This is a genomic window from Metabacillus niabensis (assembly GCF_020524345.1).
GTDB classification, from domain to species: Bacteria; Bacillota; Bacilli; order Bacillales; family Bacillaceae; genus Metabacillus; species Metabacillus niabensis_B.
On record NZ_JAIVLH010000027.1, the window covers coordinates 1 to 17654 of the forward strand.

Consider the following 17654-nt stretch of genomic DNA (forward strand, 5'->3'; position numbering starts at 1 on the left):
CGTCCGCCGCTAATCTTTGGGAGCAAGCTCCCTCAGATTCGCTCGACTTGCATGTATTAGGCACGCCGCCAGCGTTCGTCCTGAGCCAGGATCAAACTCTCCAATAAAGTGTTTGATATTGCTCATAAAAGTTTGTACTATATAGTACGTTTTTGTTAATCGAAATTAACGTTGGCACGCTTGGTTTTGTTTAGTTTTCAAAGATCATTTAAATTGGAGCGGGTGAAGGGAATCGAACCCTCATCATCAGCTTGGAAGGCTGAGGTTTTACCACTAAACTACACCCGCAAGAGATACGTCTGGTCGGGAAGACAGGATTCGAACCTGCGACCCCTTGGTCCCAAACCAAGTGCTCTACCAAGCTGAGCTACTTCCCGTAAATGTATTATGGCGCGCCCGAGAGGAGTCGAACCCCTAACCTTTTGATCCGTAGTCAAACGCTCTATCCAATTGAGCTACGGGCGCAATATCTTATTATCAACAAGCGACTTTTCTATAGTAACACCTTTAAACATCAAAGTCAAGTTCTTTTTTCAAAAAACTTAAATGTTTTTGGTGCGGCCGAGAGGACTTGAACCTCCACGGGGTCGCCCCCACTAGGCCCTCAACCTAGCGCGTCTGCCATTCCGCCACGACCGCGAAACTAAATAATGGTGCGGGTGAAGGGACTTGAACCCCCACGTCACAAGGACACTAGATCCTAAGTCTAGCGCGTCTGCCAATTCCGCCACACCCGCACGGTGTGTAAATGGTGAGCCATGAAGGACTCGAACCTTCGACCCTCTGATTAAAAGTCAGATGCTCTACCAACTGAGCTAATGGCTCATTTTATATTGAGATGTAAAAAAATAATTTCTTCTCTTTTTAATACTCTCAACTAAAAAATGGCTGGGCTAGCTGGATTCGAACCAACGCATGTCGCAGTCAAAGTGCGATGCCTTACCGCTTGGCTATAGCCCATTAACATTAAAATCACAAGAATTAAATTCTATCATATCCACCTAGGAACTTCAAGATGTTTTTTTGAAATAAATGGCGGTCCGGACGGGACTCGAACCCGCGACCTCCTGCGTGACAGGCAGGCATTCTAACCAACTGAACTACCGGACCGGATTTTTTTAAGTTTCGAGAAATAAATAGGAGGTGGGCTTTAGATTTCGCAAGTGCACCCACTTCCTAGTATACTCGTGATATGATATGACCCGTACGGGATTCGAACCCGTGTTACCGCCGTGAAAGGGCGGTGTCTTAACCGCTTGACCAACGGGCCAAAATGAATATGGCGGAGAAGGAGGGATTTGAACCCTCGCGCCGCTTACGCGACCTACACCCTTAGCAGGGGCGCCTCTTCAGCCACTTGAGTACTTCCCCATATGGCTCCGCAGGCAGGATTCGAACCTGCGACCGATCGGTTAACAGCCGATAGCTCTACCACTGAGCTACTGCGGAATATTTTCTTACAGACTTCCTTAATTATATTAATTAGGGTTTGTCCTGTCAAGACTTAGATTATTAAAAAATTCAATTTTCAACCGTTACCAGCGACGGCTTTTATAATTTAACACAGTATCAACTTTAGAGTCAACCCTTTCTGTAAAGATAGATTTTTCCAGAGCATTTCCCACAAACAAGCCTTGTCGTATCCACTCTTCTCTTTCTTTTATATTCTTGATGACAATCTCTACATCGATATATCAAAAATGTTTTCTGAACTTTTGTTTCATTACCTAATGAGCGGCAAAATCTCGGAGCGCCTACTTTCTTTAACAATAATTTAAAATCCTGATCACCATGCTTATACCCCTTACCTTCTAAATGAAGATGATAATGGCATAATTCATGTTTGATAATCCCAATCACCTCATCTAGCCCGTACTCTTGAAAATACTTAGGATTTACATCAATGTTATGACTATGCAACATGTATCTTCCGCCAGTTGTTCTAAGACGGTTGTTAAAATATGCTCTATGTTTAAATTTTTTTTCAAAATAAGTTACTGATATTTCTTCAACTAAACTTTGCAGCATTAGATCATCCAAAAAAATCCCCCATTTCGAGTAACACTCAAACTTGTACCTGCATACATTATAAACACCCATACTCCATTATAATAGCTGAGGAGGTATGAGCAATGCCATCATGGTTACAAAATCAAATGCAACGTGCCTTTTTAGAAAAAAATCGTTACCAAATAAAATTACTCAATCAATGCTGGTTCTTTTATAGAGAAAAACACTGCTCATAAAGCAGTGTTTCTTCTATATTCTTATTTATTTACCATCGTGAGAGCTACACGACCTTTCTTGAAATCCACATCATCAACCCAGACCGTTACAACATCTCCTACGGAAACAATATCTAATGGATGTTTCACAAAAGAATTGCTTAACTTTGAAATATGAACAAGGCCATCCTGTTTGACACCAACATCAACAAACGCTCCAAAATCGACAACGTTTCTTACTGTTCCTTGTAACTCCATGCCCTGTTGTAAATCTTCCAACTTAAGGACATCCTTTTTTAATAACGGCTTAGAAATTTCGTCACGGGGATCTCTTTCCGGACGAATAAGAGCGTCACAAATATCCTTTAACGTTAACTCTCCCACACCAAGAGCTTCAGCCGCTTCCTTCATATTCAAGTTTTTAATTTTCTCCCTAAGTTCCTCAGTTCCTAAATCTGATAGTGATGCATCCAATTTTTTAAGAAGATTTTCTACTTCACCATATCGTTCAGGATGTATGCTTGTTCGATCTAGAGGATGATCTCCATCGATTACTCGTAAGAAACCTATACATTGTTCAAATGTTTTTGCACCTAATCTAGGAATATCCTTTAGTTGTTTTCGATTGGAAAATCTACCCAATTCCTCTCTCTTCTTAACAACATTGTTTGCAACTGCTTTACTTAGTCCTGCCACGTATTGAAGAAGAGAAGGTGAGGCCGTATTTACATTTACACCTACCTGGTTAACAACTGTTTCAACAACAAAGGTTAGAGAGTCATTTAATTTCTTTTGTGAAACATCATGCTGATACTGACCAACACCGACTGATTTGGGGTCAATTTTAACAAGTTCAGCTAATGGATCTTGTAACCTTCTAGCAATGGAAACAGCACTTCGTTCTTCAACTTGTAAATCCGGGAACTCTTCTCTGGCAAGATCAGACGCAGAGTAAACACTTGCACCCGCTTCATTTACGATTAGATACGAAGTATCACCGTTCAATTCCTTTAATATATCAGCAATAAATTGCTCTGTTTCTCTTGAAGCTGTCCCATTCCCTATCGCTACCACTTCAATTCTATATGTCTTTAACACATCCATAACTTTTTCTTTTGCTTGCTCTTTCTTATTAACTGGCGGGTGTGGATAAACGACACCAATATGAAGCATTTTACCTGTCTCATCTACAACCGCTAACTTACATCCAGTTCGATAAGCAGGGTCGACTCCAAGAACCATTCTTCCTTTTAATGGAGGTTGCAAGAGTAAGTTTCTGAGGTTTTCTGAGAATATATGAATGGCACGGTCTTCTGCCTTCTCAGACAATTCTTTTCTAATTTCTCTCTCAATAGAAGGTTGAATTAACCTTTTATATGCATCTTCAATCGCACTTATCATCACTTCATTAACTATGGATGTTTTTCGCTTAAGTTCTTCTCTCTTAAGGTACTCAATAATTTGTTCAGCAGGCGGCTGAATAGAAACCCTAATGACTTCTTCCTTTTCTCCACGATTCAACGCCAATATTCGATGTGGGACAATTTTATGTATAGGTTCTTCATACTCGTAATACATTTCATATACATTTTTTTCATCTTTCTCTTCATCTTTGGCAGAAGAAGTGATTTGGCCTTTACGAAATGTTGTATCCCGTATCCATTGACGGTACTTAGGTTGATCAGAAATTTGTTCGGCGATAATATCTTGTGCTCCTTGAATGGCCTCTTCAACAGAAGTTACTCCTTTTTCTTCATTAAGAAAATCCTCTGCTTTATGCTCTATACTCCCTTGATTAGGCAATGTAGATATCCATTCAGCTAAAGGTTCTAAGCCTTTTTCCTTTGCAACTGTTGCCTTTGTTCTTCTCTTTTGCTTATAAGGTCTGTATAGATCTTCAACTTGTTGGAGCTTCATTGATGAGTGGATCTCAGCTGCAAGTTGTTCTGTTAATTTTCCTTGTTCATCAATTAGACGTAATACTTCTTCTTTGCGGCTCTCTAGGTTTTGAGTATATGTCCATTTTTCTGATATATCTCGAATTTGCACTTCATCTAAAGCACCTGTTTGTTCTTTTCGGTACCTTGCGATAAATGGTACTGTATTTCCTTCTTCCAGAAGTGAAATCACATTAGACACCTGTTTTAAATTGATTCCCAGCTCTTTGCTAATATGATTCATAATACGTTCTTGTCTTTCTATCATTTTTAATCCTCCAAACGAGACATCTGCTTTTCTAAGTAAATACTTGAAAACACTTAAAACCATTTTACCAAATATTTTGCTGCTAATAAAATATGTCACCCATGAGGCTTGGCTTCCTCCCCGGCGGGCCTTGTGTCCGGAACACAATGAAAGGAACCAATTTTTACCTTCTACCACATTACCAAACAAAAAAGCCGACCAGCTAATTCAATAATTAAAACAGCTGGCCGACTATGTATGTTAAATCATCAGTTCTTTTTTTTGTATATATGTCAAGTTGTCGTGATAGATCTTCAACAGAATTTCCTTTATTCAATAATGCCTTTATCCCCGGCAATACTAAGCCATCAGTATAAATGATAAACTTCGAACCTATCTCATAGGAATATGTTTGTGTTCGATATTTTTGTGGTTTACCTGATAAATAGCCTAAAATAGGGAGTGGATAAATAAATGCTCCTGAAGGTCCATAGAGCATAAATCGAATATTACCAACAGAACTATACGTAAAACTTTTAGTGTGAAAATCGACCTTTAAGATCGAAACAGTTGCTCCCCGTTTATCCTTGAGTTCATCATTGCACAATCGCATCAACGTATCGACATCTTCATCATAGTTTTGTTCTACTAATGAGCTAATTGCAGCAGAAGATTCGTTAGCTCGCTCACCACTTCCAAGACCATCGGCTAAAGCACAGATCATAAAGTTATCTGTTGTTTTTATATAAAAGCTATCACCACAACAGGTTTTACCTTCCTTAGGTAATTGGAATGCCAATGTATGAACATGTTCATTAAATTCTTTTACAATCATCTATTTAGCTCCGGCGGCATGTCTTTCGAAAGCGCTTCTCTCAGTTTTTGAATAGCTCTCCTTTGCAACCTCGACACATGCATTTGTGATATGCCAAGTTGCTCACCAGTTTCTTTTTGACTTTTATTTAAGATAAACGTACATTCGATGATTTCTTTTTCTCTTTCCGATAAAACATGCAATACACTTTGTAACATAAGTTTTTGATTTACCTTCTCATAACCCTGGTCTTGAGAGCCTACAATGTCAAGGATTGTAACCGTGCTCCCATCAGAATCCGCTTCAATTGAATGATCAACAGACAAGGCTTGATAGCTTTTGCCCATCTCCATTGTTTCTAAAACTTCTTCTTCTGTCACATCTAAGTATTCCGCTATTTCCAGCACCTTAGGTGAACGTTGGTTATCATTTGTTAGCTGTTCTACTGCCGCTTTAATTTTCGGTCCTAACTCTTTAATTCTTCTAGGGACATGTACACTCCATGTTTTATCCCGTAAGAATCTCTTAATCTCTCCAATAATTGTTGGGATAGCAAATGCCTCAAACGGCTTACCAACAGATGGATCATATCTTCTAATCGCACCTAATAGACCAATCATTCCGACTTGTCTTAGATCTTCATGGAAACTTTTCCCCTTAGAATATTTTTTCGCTAAGGTTTCAACTAATCCTGTATAGTGTTCAACGAGTGCTAATTGAGCCTTTTCACATTCATTTCGTTGAAATTCAAGAATAAGCTCGATTACCTGCTCTTTAGTTAGTTTCATACTTTGAGATGGTTGTGCCATGATCAATTCGCTCCCCGCTTAAATACTTGACCATGAAGACCGTTACTCCAGAATTAACAAGTACACGGACTTCATCCATGAGCGTTTCCATCAAATAGAGACCTAAACCTCCTTCTGGAAGTTGATCAACAGGGCTTGTAGAAGAATAAGGACCTAGTTCGTTTTTCGTTTTTTCAAAGTCAAAGCTTTTTCCATTATCAGCAATCATGACTTCAAGACGATCATCGTAAAGACCAAAGCCTACTACTACTTCGCCTTCTTCACTGTTTTTATAAGCATGTTGCACAGCATTTGTACAAGCTTCACTTGTCGCAATCTTTAAATCTTCTATTTCATCATATGAATATCCCATTCTACTAGCAATCCCAGAGAGTGTTAAACGGATAATCCCTACGTACTCTGGTTTAGCCGGAACCTTCATCTCTATATAATCTACTAGTTGCTTCATTGTACCCCACCCTCTGATTTTGAAGATATATCAATGATGTCATTTAGTCCAGTTATAGTAAATAAGCGCTCCAAACGATCCGACAACTCAACCAAATTCAATTGACCGTTGTTTTTTCTCACACTCTTTAACAACCCAACGAAAACTCCTAAGCCCGTGCTATCCATATAAGATACATCTTTCAAATTAATCGTAATGTTTGGATTCGCTTCTTCAGCTAAAGGTAAAATTGCCTCCCGTAACTTAGGTGCCGTATAGGCGTCAATTTCTCCAGCTACTGATACGACCGTCTGATCATCAAGATTATTTATATCAACTTTTATATTCATCCGTTATCACCTCGAAAAGAATCTTTATGCTATTACATACCCCGTAAAAAGTTTCATTAAACCATTCTTTTCATTATTATTAGTGTGAAATCATCTCTCAATTGGAAATCCTGCATCTTTTCAAAATGCCTGTAAATTTTATCCACCATTTCCTGAGCTGATAAATCTTTGTATCGGGTAATCAAATCTGTAATCGCAGATCTTTCAACAAACCCTTCATCTGTTCGTGATTCTGTTACGCCATCTGATAATAAAACAATCATATCACCAGGTTCTACCTTGGCCTGGTATTGCAGGTATCTATAATTTTGATCTATACCTAAAACAAGCCCCTTCGCATCTAAATCTTCAAAGGTTTGTGTATCAGCTTTAAAATAGAAGCCGGGCTCATGTCCTGCTGAAGCATATGTAAACGTATGATCTTCAATATTATACATCCCGTAAAACATTGTAATAAACATGCTTGGATCAACGTTGCGTTCAACCACACGATTTAGATTTTCCAAGATTTGATTCGGATTTTTACGTGATTCAGGAAAGCTATCCATCGCATATTTAATCATCGACATGCACAAAGCGGCAGGAATACCTTTTCCTATCACATCTGCTACTGCAATACTAATTCCTTGATCATCTTGAACAAAGTGATGATAATCTCCATTCATTTGCTTAGCAGGGACACTAATTGCCCCAATATCTAATGAATGAATACAAGGTACAGTTGTCTCCAAAAGAGTTTGCTGAACATTTGCAGCAATTTGTATTTCAGATCGAATCTCAAGTTGCTGATCCCGTAAACTTTGATGCTCCTGATAAGCAAGGCCATAACCCATCATAACCTCAAGCAAAAAGTCTAACGAAGCTAAAACATCCTTTTGTATATTCGGGAAAAGCTCTTGTAATACTTTCCGATGAGTACTAATAATCTCTTCAGGTGGAATTTGATGTTCAATCGTCTTCCTACTGAATTTTTGACCTTGATATAAAGCAGTTTCAGTTTGTTCATTTAAATAGTTTCTAAGCAGTTCCCGATATTTCGGTTCAAGCACATCGCGATAATCCATTTACACCCTCCTACCGAAGCCATTTCACCGCCTGAATATTTGTTCCTTCACCTACAGAGGAAGAAATATCAAAGTCATCCATTAAACGTTTTACCCCTGGTAATCCCGCTCCTAATCCCCCGGAGGTTGAGAAGCCGTCTTCCATAACTTTACGTATATCAGGAATACCGGGTCCACTATCAATGGCTATTACTTTCAAACCTTTTTTACCAAGGTCCTGAATGCGTTCAATGCGCATTTCCCCTTGTCCTGCATATAGATATATATTACGAGCTAACTCGGAAATAGCAGTTGTAATTCGCGCTTGATCAACCGTACCAAATCCAAGCTCTTTAGCAACATTCCGACCTAGTTGTCGAGCTGCTACAATGTCCCATTCGGTGACAATTTTAACACAGGATTGGTTTTCCATGCTTTACTCCCCCAACTCCCGCTGTAATGTTTCAAGACCTTTTTCTAAATCCAAGGCTGTTTGCACATCCTCAAGCTGGATGCCTAACTCGATCAATGTAATGGCTACCGCTGGTTGTATTCCTGTTAAAACAACCTTTGCACCCATTAATTTGGACATACTTATCACATCACCTAAAACCTTAGCAATAAAGGAGTCTATGACATCTACAGAAGTAAGATCAATGACTACCCCATTAGCACCCGTTTCATGGATTTTGTGAAGTAAATCTTCTTGAAATTGAAGGGCTGTTTGATCATCTAACTCCCATTGGATTGATATGAGCAAACAATTATACAATTTTAAAATCGGTATTCTAGGATTCATTTGCTATTCCCCCAAGGATACAATTTGACGATTTGTTATTTCTAATGCCGATTCTATTCCCTTTTGCAAACTGTTCTTTGTGATTACCTGACTTAGATCTATTCCCAAATTCACAATTGTTTGGGCTATCTCAGGTCTGATACCAACTAATAAACACTTTGCTCCAACTAATCTCACAGCTTCAGAAGCTTGAATTATATGATGCGCTACCATTGTGTCAACAACAGGTACACCCGTAATATCGATTAATACGACTTCAGCTCGATGTTTAACAACCCCTTGTAGAAGGTTTTCCATAATGCGCTTTGCTCTCTCCGTATCAATTGTACCTACTAGAGGCATCACAGTAATATTATCAAAAACAGGAATTAAAGGTGCTGACAATTCCTGAAGGGCTATCTTTTGAAGGGAAACTGTGCGCTCCCACGATGAAGCATAGTGATGAAGAACTTCACTATTGGTTGGTGCAATCCATTTATCGAAAGCCCATACTAAGCTCATCTTTTCTTCTTCTGTTTTATCCACAGTCATCATTTCAAACAAGATCCGACTCATTTCAGATAAACTAGTTGAAATGAAACGTAGTGACCATCCTAACTGAACGATTTTCTGAGAAAAGTCACTAATCTTACTCAAGACTTCTTCGTCATCTGGATTCATAAAAGACTGTAATAATATATTAATATATTCATTGCAAATATTTGTATAGGTTTGGTCTGAGATAACAGATGAAAGCTTTTGATCATCTTCCTTTTTCATCTTTAATTCCCATTTTTCTATAAGTTCTTCTCTATTACCTTGAATAAACGCCAAAAATGGATTAGAAGCTTGATTCATATTTCTGATACTCCTCCTTAAAAATTTACGGTCATGTCATCAATGTCAATTATACAGTTATTAGAAGTTAAAAAAAAGATATACGCTAAGAACAAAAGCGCAAGCGCCTTGATCAGCCTCGGGCAAATAAGACGCAAGTGCATACATATTGTCGATCTTTATACAGAGAACTTTTCTAATAATACAAAAAAGGATGCTTTAATTGGCACCCTTTTGTTTTCGTTTCGCAGCTCTATTATCTATTAACATACATTAAAAATCGATAAGTCCTAAGCTTATTTGTAAAGCTTCATCAACTTTATCCATCATTTCATCATCAAGATGGGTAATTTTGTCAGTCAGTCTTTGTTTATCAATCGTTCGAATCTGTTCAAGAAGGATAACCGAATCCCTTTCAAACCCGTAACGCTTCGCATCAATCTCAACATGAGTTGGCAATTTTGCTTTTTGAATTTGCGCCGTAATTGCCGCTATAATGACTGTAGGACTAAAGCGGTTTCCAATATCATTTTGAATAATTAATACTGGACGTACTCCGCCTTGCTCAGAGCCTACAACAGGGGAAAGATCGGCAAAATAAACGTCGCCACGTTTAACAATCAAATGATTAACCCCCGCTTACTAAGCGTTCTACGGTATGGTCAGCCTCAGATTCTGCCAAAAATGCTTCAGATGCAATGTTTAAATTAATCTTTGCCATTTCCATGTATCCACGTCGCATAGATTCACGAATCTGACGTTTTTTACGCTCTCTAATATACATTTTTGTCGCTTGATAAATAAGCTCGTTTCTGTTTCCGTTCTCCTGTTTCACCAGTCCATCCAATTCCGATACTAATGCTTGAGGTAACTGAATTAAAATTTCTGTTGTTGCGCTGGATTCAGACACAAACATACACCTCCACCAAACTTACCATCCTATTATATTCATTCCACATTTAATAATAACATTTACTTTACGAGATGCAAAGCATTTTAATAAAGAAAAGCGGAAGCGCCTTGGTCAGCCCCGACAAGCATAAGGCGATTTGAAATAGAAGGCGTTCGCCTTCAATTTCAAATTGACTTATGACTCGAGGCTGTTATAAACGCGCTTCCTGTCGCTATAACTGCACTTGCACGCCCCTGTACTCAAGAGCTAGACAAAAAGAAAACTGCAAGTGCTTTGGTCTGCATCCTTGATATTTATACAAAAGAAGGGTCATGACTACCCTTAAATGTTTACCCTTCTCTATTATCGTCATGTATATTTTATTTATTCATTATCTTGGAGACATTTCAAAAGTAAGGATTCCTTGGACATATTAGTTAAAAGAGGATTGCTTTGTTCTGAAATTTGATTGTCTTTCAGATACGTACGAGGAACACGAGTTGAGATCATACAAGGAATCTCATAGTTAATTGTATCAAGTCGCTTTGCAACCTCATCTATTGAAATTTTTTGTCCCTTTTGCTCACCAATCAGCGTTACTTTAGTACCTACAGGCAGTTCGTAAGGTAGCCTTACCATACACTGATCCATACAAATTCTTCCTACTAGTGACAAACGTTTACCATCGATTAATACTTCTGAGTCTCTTAGTTTTCTTATCCATCCATCAGCATATCCAATTGGCAACGTTCCAATCCATTCATCTTGCTGCGTCTCATAAGTGGCACCATAGCTGATCTTTGTTCCATTTGGCACCTTTTTCACATGAACTAATTTCGTTTGCAAACTAAAAGCTTCTTCCAATGCAAAAGGAAGATTATTTTTCATTTCTACTGAAGGTGATAATCCATACATTGAAATCCCTAGTCTCACTGCATTATATAATTTTGAAGGGAATTTTAGTCCTGTTGCACTATTTGCACAGTGAACAAGTAATTGTTCATGATCAATAACTGATAGAAATTGCTGAAATCTTTCGTATTGGGTTAAAAAATATGATGGTTCATCCTCGTCAGCTGTTGCAAAATGCGTGAAGATCCCTGTAACTTGAAAGGATGGTGAAGAATCAACGAACTCAACTATTTCCTTCAACTCATGCTCTTCCCTTACCCCCAAGCGTCCCATACCTGTATCAACCTTAATATGAAGATGGATCTCCTGAGACTCACAATTCTCACTTGCTTCTTTAAGCCATTCAATCGAATAGCACGTAAGAATAAGATTAAACTTACCAGCAATTTCAATATCAGCAGCACGAATTGCCCCCAACACCAATATTGGAGCTTTAATCCCTTGTTGCCTTAAGGATATTGCTTCATCTATAAACGCAACAGCCAGCATGGATGCACCAGCATGAAGTGCTGATTCAGCTACTTGCTTTGCCCCATGTCCATAACCGTTTGCTTTGACAACGGCAATTAGTTTTACTTTTTCACCTATATGTTTTTTCATCTTTCTAACATTATGTTCAATTGCATCCAGATTTACTTCTACCCATGTATCACGATAAAAACCCACTTGCATAACTCCACTTCCTCATCTTATCTTCTAAGAATGATTATCCCGATTAAGAGACAGTAATGTCAAATAATGATGAGAAAAATTTGAGGAAATTGGGTAAAAATGTCCATGTGGTAAAATGTGAGGGAGATAGATTGAAGAGAAAAATCGGGTGGATGACCACCCGATTTTTTACTTAGCTGTTTGACCTTGGACAGATTGGGCAACCATTAACATTTCTTCTTCCGTTAAATCTTCTGAGGCTAGCATATAATCTACTCCATCATGTGACCATGTTAAAGAATTCTCTGACATCGCCCCGATTGTAAAGCCTAAATCAGCAGGGTAACCATCAACATATGTTGATGCTGAAGCTGATGCCGGTGTCGCAATCTCTGCAGTCTCTTGAATTAACGTGAATGATTTTTCTCCACCAAAGCTTAAGATCACTCGTTTACCATTATCAGTTTCGACTTCCGTTTCCTCCAGAAGCTTAACACCGTTTGGTTGCTCTAAAGGATACTTTACAGCAAATGGCTCACGGTCACCTGTTGCCATTGTCGGAACTTCAATTTGAGCACTCGACATATTTTTTTCTACATCAAATGAGTTGTCATCAAATGATGCATTGAATTCAAAGCTTGAAAATTCAACAACAACTAATGGGTTTCTGTCAGTATCCATAACTTTCACCATTGTTGGCGCTAAATCTTTTTTGTTGAACGTAATTTCTTGTGCTGGTAGCATTTTATTATTTTGGTAATTTGTTTTTGTTTCAAATACATATTTGTCCTCAGCAGCACTAAATTTCGCTTCTGTGTCCTTTAAAATATCACTAACTAATGATTCAAAGAGATATGCTTGACTGCTGTTTTGTGGCCAATCGCTTTGGAATCGGAAACTCTTATTAAGTGCTGGAGTTAACACGAACACACCTTCATCATTACGCAAGATCATCTGACTTTGATCTTTTTGGGAATTTTTCAGATTTACTCGGTAGTATGTTGGTCCTTTATGCCAAATTTCAATTTCATACTCCTGTGGTTCACTTCCAGTTTGAAGTGTCATTTTTCCTTTTGCTTTGTAACCTGACATTTCTTCAATCTTCTTTTCCAATGCTTGGACAACATCAGCCTGTGATTTCTCCCCACATCCCGCTAGAACTAGTACTGTTAAAAGCCCTACTAAAAATAACACCAAGCTTTTTTTCAACTTTTTCAACCCCTTTGCCTCATATAACGTTATACAGGAAGGACGTTCACTAGACCTCATCCCATAACTCTCATGTTTATTTACAGATGATATCTATGAAAACAACTTGTCTTCCCTATCGCATTACCCAATATATGAGACAACACTATCGAATATGCAGACTAGCCAGGAAAAAGAAAAAAAGAAGTAAGGACTACCTTACCTCTCTTGTAAAATAACTTGAGCAGCTGCATATTGGCGCGTATGTGTAATTGAAACAAAAATACTTGCGTTTCCCGGTGTTTCTTTTAATATATTGATGTAAGGTTTTCCTTTTTCATCATTATTAACCTCGATATCTTGAAATCCTATTTCCTCACCTATTCCTGTTCCCAATGCTTTTGAATAAGCCTCTTTGACAGCAAACCGCCCTGCTAAAAATTCAACCTTTCTTTCTTTCGAAAGTGTTGCGAACTTCTCAATTTCGTTTATCGTTAATATCCGCTTTATAAAGCCCGGTTGGCGCTCTACAATTCTTCTAATGCGGTCAAGTTCAATTATATCCAAGCCGATTCCTGTTATCATATGTATAACAACACCTTCCAAACCTATTAATAGTACTAATTGCCATATCTTGTACATATTCGTGTTAGTATAAAACTAATATTACATGTTTTAAAAAAAGCTATCTGCCTGCCAGCTTTAAAATAAATAACTGCAAGGAGGACACGATGTTTACTAGATCTGAAAACTTTCGTACGTTTCTTCAATTATACCCTGTTGTATCGGTTCTTGTTTGTATTCACATCTTATTTTGGTTACTACTTCAGATACCTATACCTCAACTCAAGATCTTATTAGGTTTATTAGAGGGATATAATGCCGGGATAGCAAACGGAGAGTATTGGAGACTTATTACACCCATCTTTCTGCATATTGGATTTGCTCATTTGTTTTTTAATTCCATATCTCTTATCTTATTTGCGCCAGCTTTAGAGAGAATGCTGGGAAAAGCAAAATTCATTTTGATCTATATTGTCTCTGGAATGGTTGCCAATATAGCAACGTATATAATTGAACCGCTTCAATATTCTCATTTAGGGGCCTCTGGTGCTATTTTTGGCATTTTAGGTGTATATCTATTTATTATTGTTTATAGAAAAGGGCTCATTGATCAAGCAAATTCGCAAATGATCATCAGCATCTTAGTCATCGGTCTTGTTATGACTTTTTTCAATTCAAATATTAATGTTGTTGCACATATATTTGGAATGATTGGAGGATTTATATTTGCTCCCTTTGTTATCAGGAAAAGAGCTCAATTTTCACACCAATCCTTTTACAACCCAAACTACAGTCGAACTAAATTCAGCCTTAACTTCAGCCCTAAGCATATCATTTGGATTTTGTTTAGTATCCTTATTTTTTTAGGCTTAATCTTTAGGCTTTCGTAGAAACAGACACAGCCAATTGCTGTGTCTGTTTCTTTAATTAACCTATTTACTTTTTTCATAAGAATACCAGTTTATGATCTTTTCTACATCCTGTTGATCAAGATCTTTAACTGTAAAATTGCGTCCCAGCAGTCCTGACTTTATTGTGCACTCAAAGGTTTCCAAGGAGGCCCTTTTTTGAAAATACGTTGTTTTGCTCTTAATAGACTGTAGTCGATTACGATTAACAAGCACATGCGTTTTGGATATGATACGGAATACAATATTTAATTGATCTCCGTGATAATTCCATCCTGCATCCTTATAGGAAGCATATCCCCACCAAGCAGCAACAGGTAAAAGAATGATGGATACATAGCCCCAAGGTTGAAGAAAATATGCTGCCGGTATCATGACGATAAGAGCGGGTATTGTCTTTCGGAAACAATAGCGGATCATTGATCTCTTTGGTAATCGATGCAAGTCTCTTTGTTGTTTAAAATCAGGTAGAAACTCTAATAAAAGCTGTTCAACGTTTTTCTTTGATACAACAGGGAATAAAATGGTAGAAAGACCTTCGTCACCTGAATTTCCTCCTGCACTTTCAATATAAATTGTGGTGTATCCTAAGAGCTGTCTTAGAGGATTTTGAACAATTTGGACTGCTTGAATACGCTTTGTTGGAATGGTAATTTGTCGTTTCTCAAAAATCCCTCTTGAGATTTTTAATTCTTCTTCACCTTTCATGACAGTAAAATAAGCATACTTTAAGACTACACCTATGATACTAAGTATCCATGCGATAAAAAAAGCAATAAAAATTAAAATGGCATAGAGGGTAATGCTAGCATTTGTTAGAAAGTCGAAACGATCGATAATCTGATCATACGGAATAAATTCATCAAATTGAGATACGAAGGCAGCTACTGCTGAGATTATGACGCCGATTCCACTGGAAGTACTAGCAGCAACTAATAAATCTTTGGTAGTCATTTTATAGGTTGGCTGATCAAGTAGGACTTCTCCTTGTTCATCCTCACAAATTGATAACTTCGATAGCTGCTTATAGTTGGATATTTCTTCCTGAATTCGATCTGCTTCTTGTTTTTTAATAGCAGTTAAACTCACTTCAGCTTCCATTCCGCTTCCGGCTGTTTCAATTTGCAACTTCACCAAGCGGAAAATTTGCTGAATAACTCCTGCGCTTATATTAATGGTTTGAATTCTCTCAATTGGAATATATCTTTTTTTCTTAACGAATATTCCATGTTCAATCCTTAATTCTCCATCTTCAATGATATAGGTGAATTTCCACCATTCTAAAATACTGGTCACCACAACGAATAAAACCAGAAGACATCCTCCAATAATGATATATAAATTGAAGGATTCATTACTACTAACGAAAAAGAAGATAATTGCAGGTATAATGTATGATTTTATCGTGTTGGCAAAGCTTAAAATCATTCCTACAGGATGAATTCTCTTCGGCTCAAACATCATCATCTGTCACCCTTGCTAACCTTGAGATATGATCTCTTAGCTGATCTGCCTCAGCAAGATCAAGTGCAGGTATTTCATGCTTTGTAGCAGCTGTTGAGATTTCAATTGACGCTAATTTATACTTTCTAAGAAGCGGCCCTTGGTGGGTATCTACATGCTGAACCCTTACCATTGGTATTAACACCCTCTTAATAATAAAGAGGCCAAATTGCAAATCAATTTCATGCTCATGAACTTCATATCTCCATACTCGATGTCTGACCTTTGGGACTATAAATACACTAATAATTGAGTAAATCACCCATATCCCTGCTGCACCAACAGTATACCAGTACGACAGCTCAAGAAAATAGGCACCTATCCCCAGACCAATCAAGATTAAAAATGATAGTCCGGCACTTATCAAAGCACTAAATCTCCACACAGTTAGCGCCCTTAGACTAATCTGATTTTGCGGTTGTTTCCTCAACCTACTCTCTCCTTCACCTTCAAAACTTGAATTTTAACTATTTTTCTCATGCTTTTTGATAACAGAAAAAAAGAAAATTATCCCATTTTATTATAGCACAGTAAGCTTGTATTCTTCAGAGGGGATTTAATGTATTTTAAAAGATGACTGATCGATCCATTCAATGCTTTTTTCCGATTGTAAATCTGTTACCAATTGAAATAAAGCATTATCTTTTTGTTTCGCTTCGATCATACAGTCAATTTGCTGAACACTTCCCTTTACAACATGTAGGAACTTCATAAACATATTTGGATCTATATAATCAGCATGAGCTCTAAAATCTTTTTCATTTTTTGGACTTGAAATATGCATTTTAACCGGTAATGGTGATGCCTGCCAAGTACCAATAACTCTCTCCCACTGCTGCTCCCATTCCGGATCTTCATGGAAGGCTAAATGATGATGATAATCAAACACTTGAGGCACTCCAAGCTTTTCACATAAATAAAGGGCATCTTGTAAATGAAACGTTGTATCATCATTTTCAAAAAGAAGCATTCTTTGTATGGTAGCAGGAATGATCCCCCAGTTATGAATAAACTGTTCTAACGCTTTTATTTTATCGTCATAAGCTCCACCAATATGAATAACACACCGGTGTTCAGGGTTCACCCCTATGCCCTTTAGAAGCATTTCATGCATATGTAATGTTTTGACAGACATTTTCATAATTTCCGGTTTCGTTGAATTCAAGACAACAAAATGATCCGGATGAAACCCAACTCGCATAGGGTGTTGAACAATAAACTCCGCTATTTCTTTTAGTGGTCCGTTAAGGTTTCTCATGTACTTCCAGTCACTCAGTTCTTCATGATTAGCGAGAGGAATTAGTTTTGAGCTAAACCGAAAAAAGTGAATGTCATGAGCAATATTATGCTTTAATAACCGCAGACAATTTGAGAGATTTGACATTGCAATTTTTTCAAGTTTCTTAATAGCAGCTTCTCTGTCTTTAATTTTTTGAAATTGGGCAAATGTCATCGTCTGAGAGGGAGAGCAATTTTGCAAATTCATACTCATTGCTACATAGCCTAATTGGATAATGGTCATGTTACATTACACCTCTTTAATCCATTTTCCCTTAGCTTCCCCAACTA

Annotated in this window: 20 protein-coding genes, 11 tRNA genes and 1 rRNA gene; 2 read left to right on the top strand and 30 right to left on the bottom strand. The window is 37.7% G+C overall.

Annotated elements, in window-relative coordinates:
- The 13 genes from LC095_RS22765 to LC095_RS22825 all read right to left on the bottom strand — a co-directional run.
- Positions 1–107, bottom strand: a 16S ribosomal RNA gene (locus tag LC095_RS22765); the annotation flags it as partial.
- A gap of 107 nt (positions 108–214) precedes the next feature.
- Positions 215–288: transfer RNA gene (locus tag LC095_RS22770), tRNA-Gly, on the bottom strand.
- Positions 289–300: 12 nt separating this feature from the next.
- Positions 301–377: transfer RNA gene (locus LC095_RS22775), tRNA-Pro, on the bottom strand.
- A gap of 11 nt (positions 378–388) precedes the next feature.
- Positions 389–465: transfer RNA gene (locus tag LC095_RS22780), tRNA-Arg, on the bottom strand.
- An 88-nt stretch (positions 466–553) separates the two neighbouring features.
- Positions 554–639: transfer RNA gene (locus tag LC095_RS22785), tRNA-Leu, on the bottom strand.
- Positions 640–651: 12 nt separating this feature from the next.
- A tRNA-Leu gene (locus LC095_RS22790) sits at positions 652–737 on the bottom strand.
- A 12-nt stretch (positions 738–749) separates the two neighbouring features.
- A tRNA-Lys gene (locus LC095_RS22795) sits at positions 750–825 on the bottom strand.
- A gap of 60 nt (positions 826–885) precedes the next feature.
- A tRNA-Gln gene (locus tag LC095_RS22800) sits at positions 886–960 on the bottom strand.
- A gap of 73 nt (positions 961–1033) precedes the next feature.
- Positions 1034–1110, bottom strand: a tRNA-Asp gene (locus LC095_RS22805).
- Positions 1111–1198: 88 nt separating this feature from the next.
- Positions 1199–1270: transfer RNA gene (locus LC095_RS22810), tRNA-Glu, on the bottom strand.
- Positions 1271–1280: 10 nt separating this feature from the next.
- Positions 1281–1371, bottom strand: a tRNA-Ser gene (locus LC095_RS22815).
- Positions 1372–1374: 3 nt separating this feature from the next.
- Positions 1375–1449 (bottom strand) — tRNA-Asn (locus LC095_RS22820).
- Positions 1450–1581: 132 nt separating this feature from the next.
- On the bottom strand, positions 1582–2040 hold the full coding sequence (locus LC095_RS22825; RefSeq protein ID WP_226530321.1) for a SprT family protein: 459 nt from the start codon (positions 2038–2040) through the stop codon (positions 1582–1584).
- Positions 2041–2132: 92 nt separating this feature from the next.
- Between LC095_RS22825 and cmpA the strand changes: the two genes are divergently transcribed.
- Positions 2133–2246, top strand: a complete 114-nt coding sequence (gene cmpA / locus LC095_RS22830; protein ID WP_098799762.1) for a cortex morphogenetic protein CmpA — start codon at positions 2133–2135, stop codon at positions 2244–2246.
- A gap of 21 nt (positions 2247–2267) precedes the next feature.
- On the opposite strand, the gene LC095_RS22835 is transcribed toward cmpA, so the two are convergent.
- The 14 genes from LC095_RS22835 to acpS all read right to left on the bottom strand — a co-directional run bounded on the left by LC095_RS22835 (position 2268) and on the right by acpS (position 13695).
- The gene (locus LC095_RS22835) at positions 2268–4430 is read right to left on the bottom strand and encodes a Tex family protein (protein ID WP_226530322.1); all 2163 of its coding nucleotides are present in this window, start codon (positions 4428–4430) and stop codon (positions 2268–2270) included.
- 214 nt (positions 4431–4644) lie between these two features.
- On the bottom strand, positions 4645–5244 hold the full coding sequence (locus LC095_RS22840; protein WP_226530323.1) for a PP2C family serine/threonine-protein phosphatase: 600 nt from the start codon (positions 5242–5244) through the stop codon (positions 4645–4647).
- Positions 5241–6032: an RNA polymerase sigma factor SigB gene (gene sigB, locus LC095_RS22845; protein ID WP_226530324.1), complete on the bottom strand. Its 792-nt coding sequence runs from the start codon at positions 6030–6032 to the stop codon at positions 5241–5243. The genes LC095_RS22840 and sigB overlap by 4 nt, the downstream gene beginning before the upstream one ends.
- On the bottom strand, positions 5998–6480 hold the full coding sequence (gene rsbW, locus LC095_RS22850) for an anti-sigma B factor RsbW (RefSeq protein WP_078433160.1): 483 nt from the start codon (positions 6478–6480) through the stop codon (positions 5998–6000). The genes sigB and rsbW overlap by 35 nt, the downstream gene beginning before the upstream one ends.
- Positions 6477–6809, bottom strand: a complete 333-nt coding sequence (locus LC095_RS22855) for an anti-sigma factor antagonist (RefSeq protein ID WP_226530325.1) — start codon at positions 6807–6809, stop codon at positions 6477–6479. The genes rsbW and LC095_RS22855 overlap by 4 nt, the downstream gene beginning before the upstream one ends.
- A gap of 56 nt (positions 6810–6865) precedes the next feature.
- Complete coding sequence (locus tag LC095_RS22860) at positions 6866–7873, bottom strand: PP2C family protein-serine/threonine phosphatase (protein ID WP_226530326.1); 1008 nt, start codon at positions 7871–7873, stop codon at positions 6866–6868.
- Between the two features lie 10 nt (positions 7874–7883).
- On the bottom strand, positions 7884–8285 hold the full coding sequence (locus LC095_RS22865) for an anti-sigma regulatory factor (RefSeq protein ID WP_226530327.1): 402 nt from the start codon (positions 8283–8285) through the stop codon (positions 7884–7886).
- Between the two features lie 3 nt (positions 8286–8288).
- Positions 8289–8651: an STAS domain-containing protein gene (locus LC095_RS22870; protein WP_026562076.1), complete on the bottom strand. Its 363-nt coding sequence runs from the start codon at positions 8649–8651 to the stop codon at positions 8289–8291.
- A gap of 3 nt (positions 8652–8654) precedes the next feature.
- On the bottom strand, positions 8655–9488 hold the full coding sequence (locus LC095_RS22875) for an STAS domain-containing protein (protein WP_226530328.1): 834 nt from the start codon (positions 9486–9488) through the stop codon (positions 8655–8657).
- Positions 9489–9740: 252 nt separating this feature from the next.
- A complete protein-coding gene (gene ndoA, locus LC095_RS22880; RefSeq protein WP_026562078.1) occupies positions 9741–10091 on the bottom strand; it encodes a type II toxin-antitoxin system endoribonuclease NdoA in 351 nt (116 codons plus the stop codon).
- Between the two features lie 4 nt (positions 10092–10095).
- Positions 10096–10377 (bottom strand): CopG family ribbon-helix-helix protein, encoded by a 282-nt coding sequence (locus tag LC095_RS22885; RefSeq protein ID WP_026562079.1) that lies wholly within the window; start codon positions 10375–10377, stop codon positions 10096–10098.
- 366 nt (positions 10378–10743) lie between these two features.
- On the bottom strand, positions 10744–11943 hold the full coding sequence (alr, locus tag LC095_RS22890) for an alanine racemase (RefSeq protein WP_226530329.1): 1200 nt from the start codon (positions 11941–11943) through the stop codon (positions 10744–10746).
- Between the two features lie 168 nt (positions 11944–12111).
- A complete protein-coding gene (locus LC095_RS22895) occupies positions 12112–13131 on the bottom strand; it encodes a LolA family protein (protein WP_078433155.1) in 1020 nt (339 codons plus the stop codon).
- Between the two features lie 198 nt (positions 13132–13329).
- Positions 13330–13695 carry a holo-ACP synthase gene (gene acpS, locus LC095_RS22900; protein ID WP_226530365.1) on the bottom strand — a complete coding sequence of 122 codons (366 nt, stop codon included), beginning with the start codon at positions 13693–13695 and terminating at the stop codon, positions 13330–13332.
- A gap of 146 nt (positions 13696–13841) precedes the next feature.
- Here acpS and LC095_RS22905 point away from each other — a divergent pair, with 146 nt between their 5' ends.
- Positions 13842–14564 carry a rhomboid family intramembrane serine protease gene (locus LC095_RS22905; RefSeq protein WP_226530331.1) on the top strand — a complete coding sequence of 241 codons (723 nt, stop codon included), beginning with the start codon at positions 13842–13844 and terminating at the stop codon, positions 14562–14564.
- Positions 14565–14606: 42 nt separating this feature from the next.
- On the opposite strand, the gene LC095_RS22910 is transcribed toward LC095_RS22905, so the two are convergent.
- The 3 genes from LC095_RS22910 to uvsE all read right to left on the bottom strand — a co-directional run bounded on the left by LC095_RS22910 (position 14607) and on the right by uvsE (position 17607).
- A complete protein-coding gene (locus LC095_RS22910) occupies positions 14607–16043 on the bottom strand; it encodes a PH domain-containing protein (protein WP_226530332.1) in 1437 nt (478 codons plus the stop codon).
- Entirely contained in the window at positions 16036–16515 is a 480-nt protein-coding gene (locus tag LC095_RS22915; RefSeq protein WP_226530333.1) for a PH domain-containing protein, read from the bottom strand. Before LC095_RS22915 ends, LC095_RS22910 begins: the two co-directional genes overlap by 8 nt.
- Positions 16516–16641: 126 nt before the next feature.
- Positions 16642–17607 carry a UV DNA damage repair endonuclease UvsE gene (gene uvsE, locus LC095_RS22920; RefSeq protein ID WP_226530334.1) on the bottom strand — a complete coding sequence of 322 codons (966 nt, stop codon included), beginning with the start codon at positions 17605–17607 and terminating at the stop codon, positions 16642–16644.
- Positions 17608–17654: the final 47 nt, after the last annotated feature.

Excerpts from the sequence above, each read along its gene's own strand:
- cmpA (WP_098799762.1), top strand. The coding sequence starts at position 2,133 with ATGCCATCATGGTTACAAAATCAAATGCAACGTGCCTTTTTAGAAAAA.
- LC095_RS22835 (WP_226530322.1), bottom strand. The coding sequence starts at position 4,430 with ATGATAGAAAGACAAGAACGTATTATGAATCATATTAGCAAAGAGCTG.
- LC095_RS22840 (WP_226530323.1), bottom strand. The coding sequence starts at position 5,244 with ATGATTGTAAAAGAATTTAATGAACATGTTCATACATTGGCATTCCAA.
- sigB (WP_226530324.1), bottom strand. The coding sequence starts at position 6,032 with ATGGCACAACCATCTCAAAGTATGAAACTAACTAAAGAGCAGGTAATC.
- rsbW (WP_078433160.1), bottom strand. The coding sequence starts at position 6,480 with ATGAAGCAACTAGTAGATTATATAGAGATGAAGGTTCCGGCTAAACCA.
- LC095_RS22855 (WP_226530325.1), bottom strand. The coding sequence starts at position 6,809 with ATGAATATAAAAGTTGATATAAATAATCTTGATGATCAGACGGTCGTA.
- LC095_RS22860 (WP_226530326.1), bottom strand. The coding sequence starts at position 7,873 with ATGGATTATCGCGATGTGCTTGAACCGAAATATCGGGAACTGCTTAGA.
- LC095_RS22865 (WP_226530327.1), bottom strand. The coding sequence starts at position 8,285 with ATGGAAAACCAATCCTGTGTTAAAATTGTCACCGAATGGGACATTGTA.
- LC095_RS22870 (WP_026562076.1), bottom strand. The coding sequence starts at position 8,651 with ATGAATCCTAGAATACCGATTTTAAAATTGTATAATTGTTTGCTCATA.
- LC095_RS22875 (WP_226530328.1), bottom strand. The coding sequence starts at position 9,488 with ATGAATCAAGCTTCTAATCCATTTTTGGCGTTTATTCAAGGTAATAGA.
- alr (WP_226530329.1), bottom strand. The coding sequence starts at position 11,943 with ATGCAAGTGGGTTTTTATCGTGATACATGGGTAGAAGTAAATCTGGAT.
- acpS (WP_226530365.1), bottom strand. The coding sequence starts at position 13,695 with ATGATAACAGGAATCGGCTTGGATATAATTGAACTTGACCGCATTAGA.
- LC095_RS22905 (WP_226530331.1), top strand. The coding sequence starts at position 13,842 with ATGTTTACTAGATCTGAAAACTTTCGTACGTTTCTTCAATTATACCCT.
- LC095_RS22910 (WP_226530332.1), bottom strand. The coding sequence starts at position 16,043 with ATGTTTGAGCCGAAGAGAATTCATCCTGTAGGAATGATTTTAAGCTTT.
- uvsE (WP_226530334.1), bottom strand. The coding sequence starts at position 17,607 with ATGACCATTATCCAATTAGGCTATGTAGCAATGAGTATGAATTTGCAA.